Source organism: Rothia mucilaginosa (assembly GCF_964210535.1).
GTDB lineage: Bacteria > Actinomycetota > Actinomycetes > Actinomycetales > Micrococcaceae > Rothia > Rothia mucilaginosa_F.
Genome location: NZ_CAXOMR010000010.1, coordinates 19,497 through 33,377 on the forward strand (window position 1 = coordinate 19,497; position 13,881 = coordinate 33,377).

Annotated in this window: 11 protein-coding genes; 3 read left to right on the forward strand and 8 right to left on the reverse strand. The window is 61.7% G+C overall.

Annotation, left to right across the window (positions count from 1 at the left end):
- Positions 1–11: 11 nt before the first annotated feature.
- The 3 genes from AB8C10_RS04825 to AB8C10_RS04835 all read right to left on the reverse strand — a co-directional run bounded on the left by AB8C10_RS04825 (position 12) and on the right by AB8C10_RS04835 (position 2,306).
- Positions 12–797 (reverse strand): HisA/HisF-related TIM barrel protein, encoded by a 786-nt coding sequence (locus AB8C10_RS04825; RefSeq protein ID WP_368867022.1) that lies wholly within the window; start codon positions 795–797, stop codon positions 12–14.
- The gene (locus AB8C10_RS04830) at positions 797–1,540 is read right to left on the reverse strand and encodes an imidazole glycerol phosphate synthase (protein ID WP_368867023.1); all 744 of its coding nucleotides are present in this window, start codon (positions 1,538–1,540) and stop codon (positions 797–799) included. Before AB8C10_RS04830 ends, AB8C10_RS04825 begins: the two co-directional genes overlap by 1 nt.
- Positions 1,541–1,658: 118 nt before the next feature.
- A complete protein-coding gene (locus tag AB8C10_RS04835) occupies positions 1,659–2,306 on the reverse strand; it encodes a LysM peptidoglycan-binding domain-containing protein (protein WP_368867024.1) in 648 nt (215 codons plus the stop codon).
- A gap of 830 nt (positions 2,307–3,136) precedes the next feature.
- Here AB8C10_RS04835 and lexA point away from each other — a divergent pair.
- On the forward strand, positions 3,137–3,811 hold the full coding sequence (gene lexA / locus AB8C10_RS04840) for a transcriptional repressor LexA (RefSeq protein ID WP_005507121.1): 675 nt from the start codon (positions 3,137–3,139) through the stop codon (positions 3,809–3,811).
- Between the two features lie 246 nt (positions 3,812–4,057).
- On the opposite strand, the gene AB8C10_RS04845 is transcribed toward lexA, so the two are convergent.
- Both AB8C10_RS04845 and hflX read right to left on the reverse strand, forming a co-directional pair.
- Positions 4,058–6,130 (reverse strand): ATP-dependent DNA helicase, encoded by a 2,073-nt coding sequence (locus tag AB8C10_RS04845; protein WP_368867025.1) that lies wholly within the window; start codon positions 6,128–6,130, stop codon positions 4,058–4,060.
- 6 nt (positions 6,131–6,136) lie between these two features.
- Complete coding sequence (hflX, locus tag AB8C10_RS04850) at positions 6,137–7,849, reverse strand: GTPase HflX (RefSeq protein ID WP_368867026.1); 1,713 nt, start codon at positions 7,847–7,849, stop codon at positions 6,137–6,139.
- Positions 7,850–7,992: 143 nt separating this feature from the next.
- Between hflX and AB8C10_RS04855 the strand changes: the two genes are divergently transcribed.
- The gene (locus AB8C10_RS04855) at positions 7,993–8,616 is read left to right on the forward strand and encodes a class I SAM-dependent methyltransferase (protein ID WP_368867027.1); all 624 of its coding nucleotides are present in this window, start codon (positions 7,993–7,995) and stop codon (positions 8,614–8,616) included.
- Positions 8,617–8,742: 126 nt separating this feature from the next.
- Here the strand turns inward: AB8C10_RS04855 and dapF are convergent, their stop codons facing one another.
- From dapF to miaB, 3 genes are all read right to left on the reverse strand, one after another.
- Complete coding sequence (gene dapF, locus AB8C10_RS04860; RefSeq protein ID WP_070643906.1) at positions 8,743–9,678, reverse strand: diaminopimelate epimerase; 936 nt, start codon at positions 9,676–9,678, stop codon at positions 8,743–8,745.
- 96 nt (positions 9,679–9,774) lie between these two features.
- A complete protein-coding gene (miaA, locus tag AB8C10_RS04865; RefSeq protein ID WP_439958518.1) occupies positions 9,775–10,695 on the reverse strand; it encodes a tRNA (adenosine(37)-N6)-dimethylallyltransferase MiaA in 921 nt (306 codons plus the stop codon).
- Positions 10,696–10,779: 84 nt separating this feature from the next.
- A complete protein-coding gene (miaB, locus tag AB8C10_RS04870) occupies positions 10,780–12,294 on the reverse strand; it encodes a tRNA (N6-isopentenyl adenosine(37)-C2)-methylthiotransferase MiaB (RefSeq protein WP_049355142.1) in 1,515 nt (504 codons plus the stop codon).
- Between the two features lie 35 nt (positions 12,295–12,329).
- On the opposite strand from miaB, the gene AB8C10_RS04875 reads away from it, so the two are divergent.
- Positions 12,330–13,715 carry a hemin ABC transporter substrate-binding protein gene (locus AB8C10_RS04875; protein WP_368867029.1) on the forward strand — a complete coding sequence of 462 codons (1,386 nt, stop codon included), beginning with the start codon at positions 12,330–12,332 and terminating at the stop codon, positions 13,713–13,715.
- Positions 13,716–13,881: the final 166 nt, after the last annotated feature.

Consider the following 13,881-nt stretch of genomic DNA (forward strand, 5'->3'; position numbering starts at 1 on the left):
AACCGGAAGCTTTAGCGGGAGCCAGCGGCCTCAAGAGCCTGCTCAAAACTAAAGTTCCCCACATACAGTGCCTTACCAAGCACCACGCCCTCCAGCCCATAAGGCACCATGGAACGCAGCTTCTCAAGATCAGCCAGCGACGCCACACCACCGGACGCCACCACCCGGCAGGCAGTCTGAGCCAGCACCTCATCCAACAGCTCCGCACCGGGACCCGCCAGAGAGCCATCCTTGCTCACGTCCGTAACAATATAGCGGCGCACGCCCGCGCCCTCCAGCCAAGCCAGCGCCTCCGCCAGGTCAGGACCCGACCATTCGGTACCGCGAGCCACCGTCACCCAGCCAAGCTCGAGGTTGTAACGGGCGTCCAGGCCAAGAGCCAAAAGATCAGAATCCGCGTAGCGAGCCAGGGTGCTTTCAAGCCAGGAAGAATCTGCCAGAGCCGCACTGGTCACGTTCACGCGGTCCGGGTTCAGACTCAGGGCGCGCTCCAGGCTCTCAGCATTACGAACGCCGCCGCTGACCTGGATACGAACCGGAGCGGAGCCCGTTCGGGCATTCTCGGCACGGACGGCGGCTACCACCTCAGCCAAAACCTCAGTATTCGTGCCGCGGCCAAACGCCAAATCAAGGTCAACCAGGTGAATCCAGCGGGTACCCGCCTTCACCCAGGTCAGAGCCGCCTCCACCGGGTCGAGGCGCTGCTCACCACCGGACAGGGTGCCACCCACCGGGCGCACCGCGTAGCCTTCGGAAATATCGACGGCAGGTAGAAGTTCAAGAACGGGTGCAGACATTAGTTACCTCCTGCAGCAGTAGCGGAGTCGCCAGAAGACAGACGACCGGTCACAGCAAGGGAGGCGACCCAGCGGCGCATAAACTCCGCACCCAGCTCACCAGAACCTACCGGGCAGAACTGCACCGCCGTCAGCGGGCCGTTCTCAACCGCCGCAATATAGGCGGGTTCGGTTGCCGTCCAGGTCACCGCGGGAGGGGCGATATATTCAATGCTCTGGTCAAAAGCCCACTCAAAAACACCGTGCTCGGACTTGAAGTGAGCCTCACCCTCAAGGTCCTTGAGCAGCGCGCTATCGGCAGACGGGCTCAGAGCGGAAGTTCCGGGCATCAGGTCGCGGGTAGAAAGCTCCACACTCTCGCCGGGCCACTCCCCCATGCACTGCACCTGAACCTGACCCATCTGCGGATGCTCCACCGTAATAGAGTCAAAAAGACAGCTCAGCGCTGCGCCGGCAGCCAGCACCGGACGACCACCCGCCACGCGGCGGCCAATCACGCGCTCAGCGTCCTTAGCTTTCAGATCTTCGTACGCCTCGAGAGAGCTCACACCGCCAGCAACCACCATGCCGTCAGCCTCACGTAGCTGATCGGGCACGGTAGTGACGATAACGTCCGCCCCCGCATCCTGGAGGAGCTTCACCAGGGCGCCACGGGTTCCAGGTTCGCCCAAGACGGCAACCACAGGACGAGTGCTCTGCACAGTTTCAGTTTCGACGGCTCTGGATTCAGCGGGGACAGGCATCGGTGCGCTCCTATTTCATAGGCTCAGAATTCGGTTCAAGCACTCTAGCTTGAGAGATGAAGGATTCGGAGTCAAGACATCAACCTCATGCAGAAGCCAACCACACACGGGTCCATGCTTAGCGCTGAGTCTGAGGAATTTCCAGACGCTGACCGGCATCAACAGAGGTGCTGGTCAGCGAGTTCAACTCCATAATACGAACCACAGTATCACGGGTGTCACCCTGCGGATTGACCTCTCGAGCAATATCCCACAGGGTCTCGCCGTGCTTGACCACGACGACAGTTCGAGTCACCGAAGCATTCTCCACGGAAGCAGAAGCCGCCGGACCGAAAAAGCTAATAGCGCCGAGCACAATCAGCGCCGCCAGGGTCAGCAGGGGCAGACCCTTCAGGAAACCGCGCGGAGTACCGAGACGACGAATAGAAGCGGGAACAGAGCGCAGAAGTTCGCCTCCCCTAGCCAGAAGAGCACTCTTCACGCTAGGCGCCTGTGCATCAGAAGCAGCCTGCGTCTCAGAAGCTACAGGGCGAACCGGTGCGGACTTCTGAGCAGAAACAGCGGGGGCAGATACGGTGGGAGCGTGGGTAGGCTGAGCCACCTGCGCGGGACGGGGTGCATGAGCCGCACGAGAAGAGCGAACAGACTGAGGAGAAGAAGTCACACGCGTGTGACGCTGGGTAGTGCGGGCGGGGTGAAGTACCACCAAACCTGCCGGAAGGTGTGCAGAAGTGCCACGAGAAGCAATAGGTGCTGCAGTAGTCATTGTGGTTCCTTTCTCTTAGCTCGCCCCGGGGTTACCCCGCGGGTCTAGCAATGCCGAGCGATACCCGCTCGAAGGTCCTAGTTGAGTGATAACTATGGAGTGGTGATTGTTAGGCGATAACTATTGGGTAGCTATTCTCTAGTTAGGTCAGAGCGCCGGATGCACCGGGTTGCGCTGGGTCGCCCCAACACCCCATCCCCTGCGCTCTCTCTTCGCCGGATGCTCCCTAGAGCATCCGGGGTAGATCGTGCGAAGAGAGAGGCAGAGGATTCGAATACATTCGAACACTCCTTCACTCGCCCCTCCTGGAAGACTCCGGGTCGAATCTTCGAATATTTTTCGAACATTCACCCGTAAATCCTGAATTTCAGGAGAGATTCAAGAGTATATACGAACTCTTGTTCTAAAGTCTAGCAGAGATGTACTAAAAATTTCTTCGAGTTTCGAAGAAAAAATCTAGAATATTTGTTTGAGTTTTTCGGTGTAGTGTTCTACACTGGTGTCAAGAGACGTTCCACACGCTCCTGATGAGTCCTACTCACAGCAGGTTTCTGTACCCGTTACAGCTTGGTTCTGTATCTAAATGCAGGTGCTGCTGACTGAGTTTTATAGGGCGGAGGCGCATACTCGTTGCCCGCGTATCGCTCCGGCACGGATAGAATTCCTCCACCCCCTGACGAGATAAGACCAATTTCAGCAGAACCAAAAAAATTTTTAGGACACCATCGGAAAACGTGTGAAGCACCCATCCGTGCCCCGACCGGACTGTGTCTCAAACAGACTGCAGAGACCGGAATACAGAAATCGGGGCACAGACCGAAGGAAAAGAAATGGCAACAGCACCCCGTCCGGCGCTGACCGCGCGCCAGCAGAAGATTCTTGACGCGATCCGCACCGAGATTGAACAAAAGGGTTACCCGCCGTCCATGCGTCAGATTGGTGACATGGTGGGTCTTGCGTCCCTGTCCTCGGTCACTCACCAGCTCGGCCGCCTCGAGACCATGGGCTACATTCGCCGCGACCCCAAGCTCCCCCGCGCCATTGAGGTGCTGGATGAGAACGGCGTCGGCATCCACGGTAGCGCTTCCTCTTCCCTGCCCGAGCTGCCGAACTTCGAAGTCGGCGATGAAGACCTCGTACCCGTTCCCCTGGTTGGACGAATTGCAGCGGGTGGTCCCATCACCGCCGAGCAGTCCGTGGAAGATGTGCTCGCCCTGCCCCGCCAGCTGGTCGGTAACGGCAAGCTCTTCATGCTCAAGGTCAAGGGCGATTCCATGATTGACGCCGCAATCTGCGACGGCGACTGGGTGGTTGTCCGCGAGCAGCACACCGCAGACAACGGCGATATCGTTGCTGCTCTGCTCGACGATGAAGCAACCGTAAAGGTGTTCCGTCAGGTTGACGGCCACACCTGGCTCATGCCGCGCAACTCTAACTACGAGCCGATTATGGGCGACCGCGCAACCGTTATGGGTAAGGTCGTCTCCGTGCTGCGTAGTCTCTAGAAGATACAAGTCTCTAAAAATTGCAGTCTCTAGAAGACGCGGGCTCTCAACAGCACAGCTTCTAAAAGAAGCTGGTTCTAAACAGCACGGCTTCTAACAGACATAACCGTTAGGGCTCTTAGCTCTCTATAGAAATCACCCCGGTGATACGTAAACGTTCACGTATCACCGGGGTGATTTCTATATGTCTAAATTTATATGCCCAAAACGGGGCGGCGGCGCGGCAAGGAATGGATCTCGCCCGAGCTAACGCTCAATACTCGCCGAAAGACGAGCCAGCGCACCAATCACGGCTGCCTTATTCTGCGTCGACCACATCGGCGGCATCGCCTTCATCAAGAAACCGCCGTAACGTTTAGTCGCCACACGAGAATCCAGTACAGCCACCACGCCGCGGTCAGACACCGAACGGATCAGGCGACCCGCGCCCTGCGCCATACGAATCGCCGCGTGGTGAGCAGAAACCGCCATAAAGCCGTTACCGCGGTGACGGTTCACCGCCTCCGTACGAGCCTGCGCAATCGGGTCATCCGGGCGCGGGAACGGAATGCGGTCCATCACCACCAGGCGGCAAGAGTCACCGGGAACGTCCACGCCCTGCCACAGGCTCATCGTACCGAAGAGGCACGAGTCAACGTCCTCGCTGAACTCCTCCACCAGAGCCTTGAGCGAAGACTCGCCCTGCAGAAGAATGTTCAGGTCGCTGTGCTCACGCATGTACTCGGCGGCACGCTCGGCGGCACGCTTCGAGGAGAACAGGCCCAGGGCACCGCCCTCCGAGGCCTCGCACAGCTCACGCAGGCGCTCCAGCTGCCCCTCATGCACACCGAATACCGGAGGTTTCAAATCCCCGGCGACGTACATGATGCCCTGTTTGCGGTAGTCGAACGGCGAACCTACGTCGATGCTCGTCCAGCGCGGCGCGCCCTCGCCCTGCAACCCCAGGGCACCGGCGGCAACCTCGAAAGAGTCACCCACTGTCAGGGTCGCACTCGTCAGAATCACGGTGCGGTCAGCGAACAGGCCGTCACGTAGCTGCAGGCCAACGCTCAACGGAGCGATATTCAGGGTCGCCGGATCGGTATCGGAAGCAGCCACATAGCGGCCGTTCTCCCAACCACCCTGACGAGAAATCCACAGCACGTCTTGCTCGCCCGAAGCCTCCAGAATGCGGCTACTCATGTCGTGCACCTCAGAGACACGCGAGCGCGCCATCTGCAGGCCGGCATCAACGTCCTGACCGTCCGGCTTGGTATCGGACAGGGCAGTGCGGGCGGCATCATTGACCGCAGAAATAGCGGTCAAAAGGCGACCGTCCAGACCTTTCAGCAGGCCCTCGGCAAGCCCCTCGAACGCGGTCTCCAGGGTGCCTGCCGCCATCTCCAGGGCCCCGGAATCAGCCTTCGAATGCTTCTTCACGCTACGCACCGCACGGCGAACCATCGCAACCGTCAAAGAACCAGACACGGCACCGGTCACGCGGTCCACCAGCTCGTGGGCCTCGTCGATGATGACGGTCTCGTGCTCGGGCAGAACCTTCATGCCCTCGAAAGCGTTAATCGCCAGCAGGGCGTGGTTCGTGATGACAATATCAGCCTCAGCGGCACGGCCACGCGCCATCTCGCTAAAGCACTCTTCCACCAGCGGGCAGCGGCGACCCAGACACTCGGCGGCACTGACCGATACCTGAGCCCATGCGCGGTCAGAGACGCCGGGCTTCAGCTCGTCACGGTCACCGGTCTCAGTGCGGTCAGCCCACTCGCGCAGACGCACCACTTCCTCGCCCACGCGGGAGGTCGAAGAAGGCATGTCAAAGAGAGCATCCGGCTCGTCTTCCGGGTAGCCGCCCTCCAGCTTGTGCAGGCACAGGTAGTTATTACGGCCCTTGAGCAGAGCCACCTGCGCCTGCGACTCCGGACGCGGCTCCAGCGCTTCCAGAAGACGCGGAATATCACGGTTCACGATCTGCGCCTGCAGGGCGAGGGTCGCCGTCGCAACCACAATCGGCTGGTCCGATTCCCCCACACGCGCCAGGGCAGGAACCAGGTAGCCCAGGGACTTACCGGTACCGGTACCCGCCTGAACCAGCAGGTGACGCTGCAGCTCAAGAGCCTGCGCCACATGCGCCGCCATGGTGCGCTGACCGGCACGGTTCTGACCGCCGGTGGCGGCAACCGCCTCGTCCAGCAGGGTCAGGGCATCCTTCGCACCGGGCAGGGTCTCAAACTCCTGCCCGGTGAATCGGGTGCCGTCGGTCGCCAATCCGGGCACAGTTCCCGGGGTGTTTTTGGGCGCGTTGATGCTCTCGGTCACGCTCATCCGCCCTTAGAGAGCCTCGGGGGTAGAGGACTGCTCGGAAACAGAAGCGGTCGCTTCAGCCAGGGCGTGCGCCTCCGCAAGTTCCTCTTCCAGGACCTCCAGCAGGTCGCCCTCCAGCACATACTCGGACAGTTCGGAGGCGACATCCTCACGGACCAGAGCCACCACGAAGGTGCCGTCCGATACGAAATCGGTGCTCTTAATTTCGGCGTCCCATTCGTGCAGGCGCGAAATAATCTCACCGTGCGAGTACGGAATCAGCAGCTTCACCTCAATGGAGGGGCGCGGAATGGTGTCCGCAATCTTCTGCTTCAGCTCCTCAATGCCCTCACCGGTACGCGCCGAAACAATCACGTGCTCCGGCTCGCGCTGACGCATACGCTCCAGCACGAACGGGTCGGCGGCGTCCGCCTTATTCAGCACAATGATCTCGGGGATATGGCGGGCGTCAACCTCCGCGATGACCTCGCGGACAGCGCGAATCTGCCCCTCCGGGTCCGGGTGCGAAGCATCCACCACGTGCAGGATCACGTCAGCGTCGGCGACCTCTTCCAGGGTGGAGCGGAACGCCTCCACCAGCTGGGTCGGCAGCGAGCGCACGAAACCCACCGTGTCGGAGAGGGTGTAGCCGATGCCGTCCGGGGTCTGAGCCTTACGGACGGTCGGGTCCAGGGTCGCAAACAGGGCGTTCTCCACGAGCACGCCCGCGTCGGTCAGACGGTTCAGCAGGGAGGACTTACCCGCGTTCGTGTACCCGGCAATAGCCACCGAAGGCACACGGTTACGGCGGCGGTTCAGGCGCTTCGTCTCACGCGCCGGCGCCATCGCAGCAATCTCACGCTTCAGCTTCGCCATGCGAGCGCGCAGGCGGCGGCGGTCCATCTCAATCTTGGTTTCACCGGGACCACGCGAACCGATACCCTCACCGGCTGCGGCACGGCCACCCGCCTGACGGGACAGGGACGCACCCCAACCACGCAGACGCGGCAGCATGTACTCCAGCTGAGCCAGCTCAACCTGCGCCTTACCCTCGCGGGACTTAGCGTGCTGAGCGAAAATGTCGAGAATCAGGGCGGTGCGGTCAATGACCTTGACCTTCACAATGTCTTCGAGGGCACGACGCTGAGAGGGCGCCAGTTCGGAGTCGACAATCACGGTGTCGGCGCCGGTCGCCTCCACAATGTCCTTGAGTTCGAGCGCCTTACCGGAGCCAAGGAAGGTACCGGGGTCCGGCTTGAGGCGGCGCTGAACCAGGCCGTCCAGAACCTCGGAACCTGCGGTTTCAGCCAGTGCCGCGAGCTCACGCAGGGAGTTCTCGGCATCCTCGACGGTGCCCTCAGTCCACAGGCCGGCAAGCACCACACGCTCCAGGCGCAGCTGGCGGTACTCAACCTCGGTGACGTCTTCAAGCTCGGTGGAGAGGTTCGCGATACGGCGCAGTGCGCGGCGCTCGGCAAGGTCCTCCTGGTCACCGTCATATTCAGAGTGTTCGCGCTGAACGTCAGAAATTTCGCGTGCGCGAGTATCCAGCACACGGCGGCTAGTGTTGCCGTGCGTGCTGGAGGAGTTATCGCTGTGGTGCGCGGTACCGGCGGCGTCATACGTCGTGACGGAGGCGGTGGCCTGGGAGCGACCCAGAACGCGGTCTACGGTGCGGCGCAGCTGCTCATCGCTGGGCAGCTTTTCGGTATCAGATACGGGGGTGTTCTTAGAATTCATACGACTCTAATTCTACCGCCGTTGCCCGCTTCAGGTAGGGGGTTCGGTCACCTGTGCGCTCAGGGCGTGCAAGCTCCTGACCCGCCCCGCGCATACTCTGCCCGTGTGCGGCGTGTTCTTGCCCTACCGGTACACTGGATAGCATGAGCGAGCAGCATTATTTCTCTGAAACCCCCGAGACCGAATTCAAGCCCCGCCCCGTGCAGGTGGAGCTTGCCGGCCGCAAGGTCACCGTCACCACAGCTAACGGCATTTTCAGCCCCTCCGGCATTGATAAGGGCACCGCTATTTTGCTGCAGGAAGCACCCGATCCGCAGGGCGAACGCATGCTCGACATCGGCTGCGGTTGGGGCCCCATTACCCTGACCCTGGCGATGCTCGCCCCGCAGGCGCAGGTGCACGCGGTGGATGTGAACTCCCGCTCCATTAGCCTGACCGAACGCAACGCCGCCGCTCTCAGCCTGCCCAACGTTACCGTGGGAACCCCCGAGTCGGTTGACCCCGAACTGCGTTTTGACACCATCTGGTCGAACCCGCCGATTCGCGTGGGCAAGGAGGTTCTGCACGAGATCCTGCTGACCTGGCTACCGCGCCTGGCGCCTGGCGGTGACGCCTACCTGGTGGTTCAGAAGAACCTGGGCTCCGATTCTTTGCAGAAGTGGATGGACGCGCAGCTTGGACAGCTGCACCCCGGCGAGTTTGAGGTGTCGCGCTATGCGACCTCGAAGGGCTTCCGTATTCTGCAGGTGCACCGCTACGAGGATTAAAACCTCTGGCGCTAAATCCTCTGGCGCTCATTGCTAAAAACGTAAAAGCGGCGGGTGTTTTCTGAATGTGTTATCAGAAAACACCCGCCGCTTTTGTCTATAAAATCTCTGTTCTAAAACAGCACGTTATCGTAGCACGACGGTTGCAACCATCTGCGCCGGACCAGCCAGAACAACATGCTCCAGGTCATCCGGGCCCAGCACGAAAGTCACCGCGAGGGTACCGCCGGGCACATGCACCAGCCACTCATCCGGTGCTTCCTCGCCGCCCCAGAAACGAGTCGCAGCAGCAGCCGCACACGCGCCGGTACCGCAGGACAGAGTCTCGCCCACGCCGCGTTCGTGCACGCGCATACGGATAGCACCCACCTGCGCGCCGCTCTCAACGTCCAGGTCGACCGGCACCACAAACTCAACGTTCGTACCGTTGACCGGGGCGGGGTTCACCTGAGGCAGGCTGTGCAGGTCCAGGCCGTCCAGCTTACCGTCGGAGCCGAGCATCACCACGGTATGCGGGTTACCCATCGAAATGGACAGGCCAGCACGCGGAGTCTTCAGGCCGCGAGCAGACACCAGGCAGTCCTCGCCACCCTCGCGGGCAGCGTCACCGTGAATGAAGCTCCACGGACCCATGTCAATCGCGTAGCCTTCTTCGGTGCGTGCGACGGTCTTCACGCCGGCGCGGGTACCGATCTTGACGGTCTCGCCCACCTCAAGCTCAATCAGGCCCTCAGTGCGCAGGTACTCCACGAACGCACGCACGCCGTTGCCGCACATCTCTGCGATAGAGCCGTCACCATTGCGGTAGTCCATGAACCAGACAGCGTCCGGGTGCTCCTCGAGCAGCTTCTGGCCCGCGCGGGAGGCGGTGCTACGGGCAGCACGAATGAAGCCGTCCGCACCAATGCCGAAGTGTCGGTCGCAGGCGCGGGCTACCAGCTCGGGGGTGAGGGCAATTTCTGCGTTCTCGTCCGTCAGAAAAATGAAGTCGTTACCGGTGCCGTGACCCTTAGTGAGAGTCAGGCCTGCCAGCTCGCCCCAGATGGAAGGGTTCTCGCTCATATGCTGTCCTTAAGGTTGGTGACCAGTCCGTTTATGATTTTACCGCGCCGACCGGTTCGAGGGGGTATCTGTTCGGCTGCGGCTCGTTATTGTGGCTTATCGGGTGCTTTCGCGGATGATAGCTTCCGCCTCATCTGCAAGAGTGGGTGAGAGCGCATCCAGCCAGTGCACGCGCGGGTCCGCACGGAACCAGGTCAGCTGGCGGCGCGCAAACTGGCGGGTAGCGATCGTCGTATCCTCAATCGCCTGCTCCACGCTGTAGTCCGCATCTTCAAGGGCGCGCGCGAACTGCGCGTAACCAATCGCGCGGGAGGCGGTCTTACCCTCCTGCAGCCCCTGCTCATTCAGGGTGCGAACCTCATCGAGCAGCCCCTGCTCGTGCATCAGCTCCACGCGGCGGTGCAGACGCTCGTGCAGCAGGGCACGATCCATATCCAGACCAATCTGAATACTCTCCGTCACGTACTCGCGCACCGGCATGAACGCCGAGAACGGGCGGCCCGTCACCTCGAATACCTCCAGGGCTCGAATAATACGGCGCTCATCCTTCACCCGCGCAGCCGACTCCGGGTCGACCTCCGCCAGGCGGGCGTGCAGAACACCAATACCCTCGGTACGCGCCTGCGCCTCCAGACGCTCACGCACCCGCGCATCCGTGCCGGGGAACTCCAACTTATCCAGGGCGGCACGCACATACAGGCCGGAACCACCCACCAGAATCGGGTAGCGGCCACGACCGCGAATCTGCTCAATCAGCTCACGGCTACGCTCCTGAAACTCCGCCACGGACGCCTCATCCCGCACGTCCATAATGTCCAGCAGGTGGTGCGGAACGCCGCGCATCTCCTCCGCGGTGACCTTCGCGGTACCAATATCCATACCCCGGTAGAACTGCATAGAATCAGCGTTAATGCACTCACCGTTCAGGCGCAGAGCCAGCTCAATGGCGAGCGCGCTCTTACCGGTGCCGGTCGGGCCCACAATAGCGATAACGGGCAGAGTTTCGGAGATAGTCATGCGCCCCATTCTACCGGTTCCCTCACCCCCACTTGCGGTGGCGGTGCGAGCCCGAAGAACAGGGCGCATGATTCGTTATAGGTTTTAGGGGCGCAGACCGATGGTCGGCATGCCCAGACCCACCGGCGCACCGGGCACCTGAGTGGTGCCGGTACCGCAAGAGTCAGCCTGGGAGCGGTCCCACGCGTCACCGGCGCGGGTGCGGCGCAGCTGGTACTGCTCGGCGGTCGGGTCAGAAATCAGGTGGAAAGAACCAGCCTCGGTAATGGGCACGGTGACCATGTCGCCGGGGCGGGGAGTCTCGCAACCCTCAGGCACCGAGAAGTGCACGAGGCGCTGGTCCGGGCCACGACCGGAGAGGCGGTGAGTCTGGTCCGCCTTACGACCAGCCTCCGCAACGACCATCAGCTCAACGGTCTTACCGAGCTGCTTGCGGTTCTCTTCACCGGCGATGCGGTCCTGCAGGGCAATCAGACGCTCGTAGCGTTCCTGCACGACATCCTTCGGAATCTGGTTCTCCATGGTCGCCGCCGGAGTGCCGGGGCGGATCGAGTACTGGAAGGTGAACGCGGAGGAGAAACGAGCCTGTTCCACAACCTTCAGAGTGTCCTGGAAGTCTTCTTCAGTCTCGCCGGGGAAGCCCACAATAATGTCGGTGGTAATCACGGCGTTCGGGATGCGCTCGCGCACCTTGTCCAGAATGTTCAGGAACTTCTTGGAACGGTAGGAGCGGCGCATGTCCTTGAGCACCTTGTCGGAGCCGGACTGCAGCGGCATGTGCAGCACGGGCATGACGTTCGGGGTCTCCGCCATCGCGTCAATCACGTCGTCGGTGAACATTGCCGGGTGCGGGGAGGTGAAGCGCACACGCTCCAGGCCCTCAATCTCGCCGCAGGCACGCAGCAGCTTGGAGAACGCCTGGCGGTCGCCGAACTCCACACCGTAGGAGTTCACGTTCTGACCGAGCAGGGTCACCTCAATGGCGCCGTCATCGACCAGCGCCTGAACCTCAGCGAGAATGTCGCCGGGGCGGCGGTCCTTCTCCTTACCGCGCAGAGACGGCACGATGCAGAAGGTGCAGGTATTGTTACAGCCCACCGAGATGGACACCCAGCCGGAGTACACGTGGTCGCGCTTAGTCGGCAGGGTGGAGGGGAAAACTTCGAGGGATTCGAGCAGTTCTGCCTGCGCCTCGTGGTTGTGGCGGGCACGCTCCAGCAGGGTGGGGAGGGCACCAATGTTGTGAGTACCGAACACGACGTCCACCCAGGGCGCCTTCTCGATAATGGCGTCCTGGTCCTTCTGCGCCAGGCAGCCGCCCACAGCGATCTGCATGCCCTTGTGGGCGCGCTTGACCGGTGCCAGCTGACCGAGGTTGCCGTACAGGCGGTTGGAAGCGTTTTCGCGGACCGCGCAGGTGTTGAAAACCACCAGGTCGGGCTGGGTGCCTTCCTCAGCGCGAACGTAGCCGTTAGCCTCCAGCAGGCCGGACATTCGTTCGGAGTCGTGCACGTTCATCTGGCAGCCGAAAGTGCGCACTTCGTAGGTGCGGGGGCTGGTTTCGGGGGTCTGGGCGGAATCGCTGAGGGTCGAAGTCATGCCCTATAGGGTATCCGATGGGGGATAATGGCTCTATGCAGGTTTCCCTTAGTAGCAACTTTCCGGCTCTGTCACCGAACGATTCTTCCGCCCCCGCCCCTGACGGGGAGCTTCTAAACCCCCTCATCGAGGAGGCGATTGCCGCCTACTCCCCCGTGCCGTCTCAAGCGAGCGCTGATTCTGCCTCGATGCGTCAGACCCTGATGCAGCTGCTGAGCTGGGCGCATTCCCTGGAGCAGGTGGCTGGCCGCGCGGTGGAGCGCGTACAGATTTTGGGTACCGGCATGCGTTCCGTTGTGGTGCGTGTGGCGTATGAGCCTGCGGCCGAGTCTGCCCAGTCTTTCGAATCTGCACAGTCTTTGCCGACCTCGATTATTGTGAAGCGTTACCGCCGTAAGGATTCGACGGTGAACGCGGGCGGTTTCGGGTACCTGCGTGAGCGCTACGGCTTGGAGGCGCTGAACCAGCAGGTTCCGGGTCTGTTCCCGCAGCTTTACGGTGCGGACGCCGAACTGCGCGTGCTGGCGCTGGAGGATGTGAGCGCCGGGACCGTTGAGGGCGAGCAGTATTCGGTCGCCCACGCCCTGCTGGAGGGCACCGAGCAGCAGGCGCTGGATGCGCTGAACTACTACATTGAGGCGTACCGTTCCCTCGCCGCCAGCGGCATCATGGGTGAGGCGGTGGAGGATTACCGCCTGAACCTGGCGCGCGCTGACCGTAAGGCGCAGTTCCCGGGCGCTATCGCCTCGCCGGGGCTGGCTGAGCGTGGCTTGAAGAAGCTCTACGGTGTGGCTGATGAGGCACGCGCGCCCGAGCACGGTGCTGACTCCAGCCCCGCCTCTGCCTCCGCTGAGCATGAGGATGCGCCCGTTCTTCCCGCCGCAGTTGAGGAGCTGTCCTTCCGTTTCCGCCGCGTTCTGCAGCCCTTCTTCACCAAGCGCCCGCCGGTACCCGAGCAGTTCAAGCTCAACCGTGGACGTGTCTACATGCTCTCGTCGGGTGATTTTTCGCCGCAGAACGTGCTGATCGGTTCGGCGGACGGCGCGCAGGTGCGCATGGTCGATGCGGAAGGCACCTGCCTGCACCACCGCGGCTTCCCCTTCGTTGAGGCGATGCTGGGCTTCCCCTCCTCGCCGGAGTACCCGCGCTACCGAGTGGACCGCAAAAAGGCGCTACCGGCGCTGTACTCTGCACTCTTCGAGGACGCCCCGCTGGATGAGCACCTGGCGGAAGACCTTGCCGTGTGCGCGGCAGTGACCGTGTGCGCCCTGGTGGAACTGTACTCCTCTTCGGCGCGTTCTGACTTGTTGCCGCGTATTCGCCGCGAAGGTGCGCAGCTGATGCGCCTACTGCTGGAAATTGCCGGTTCTCAGGATGCAACCCTCGCAGAGTTCGCGGAGCGTCTGGGTGCCGCTGAATAAGCAGCAGAGTAGGTGGCAGATATAGCTTTCGACAAGGCGGTTTACACAGCGTAAAAGAATAAAAGGGTGGGCTCGCTACAGAGTATTTCTGTGGCGAGCCCACCCTTTTGCTCATTCACGGAGGCTCTTTAGCGGGGCGTATCTGCCCGTCTTCTGCCAAAGCCGC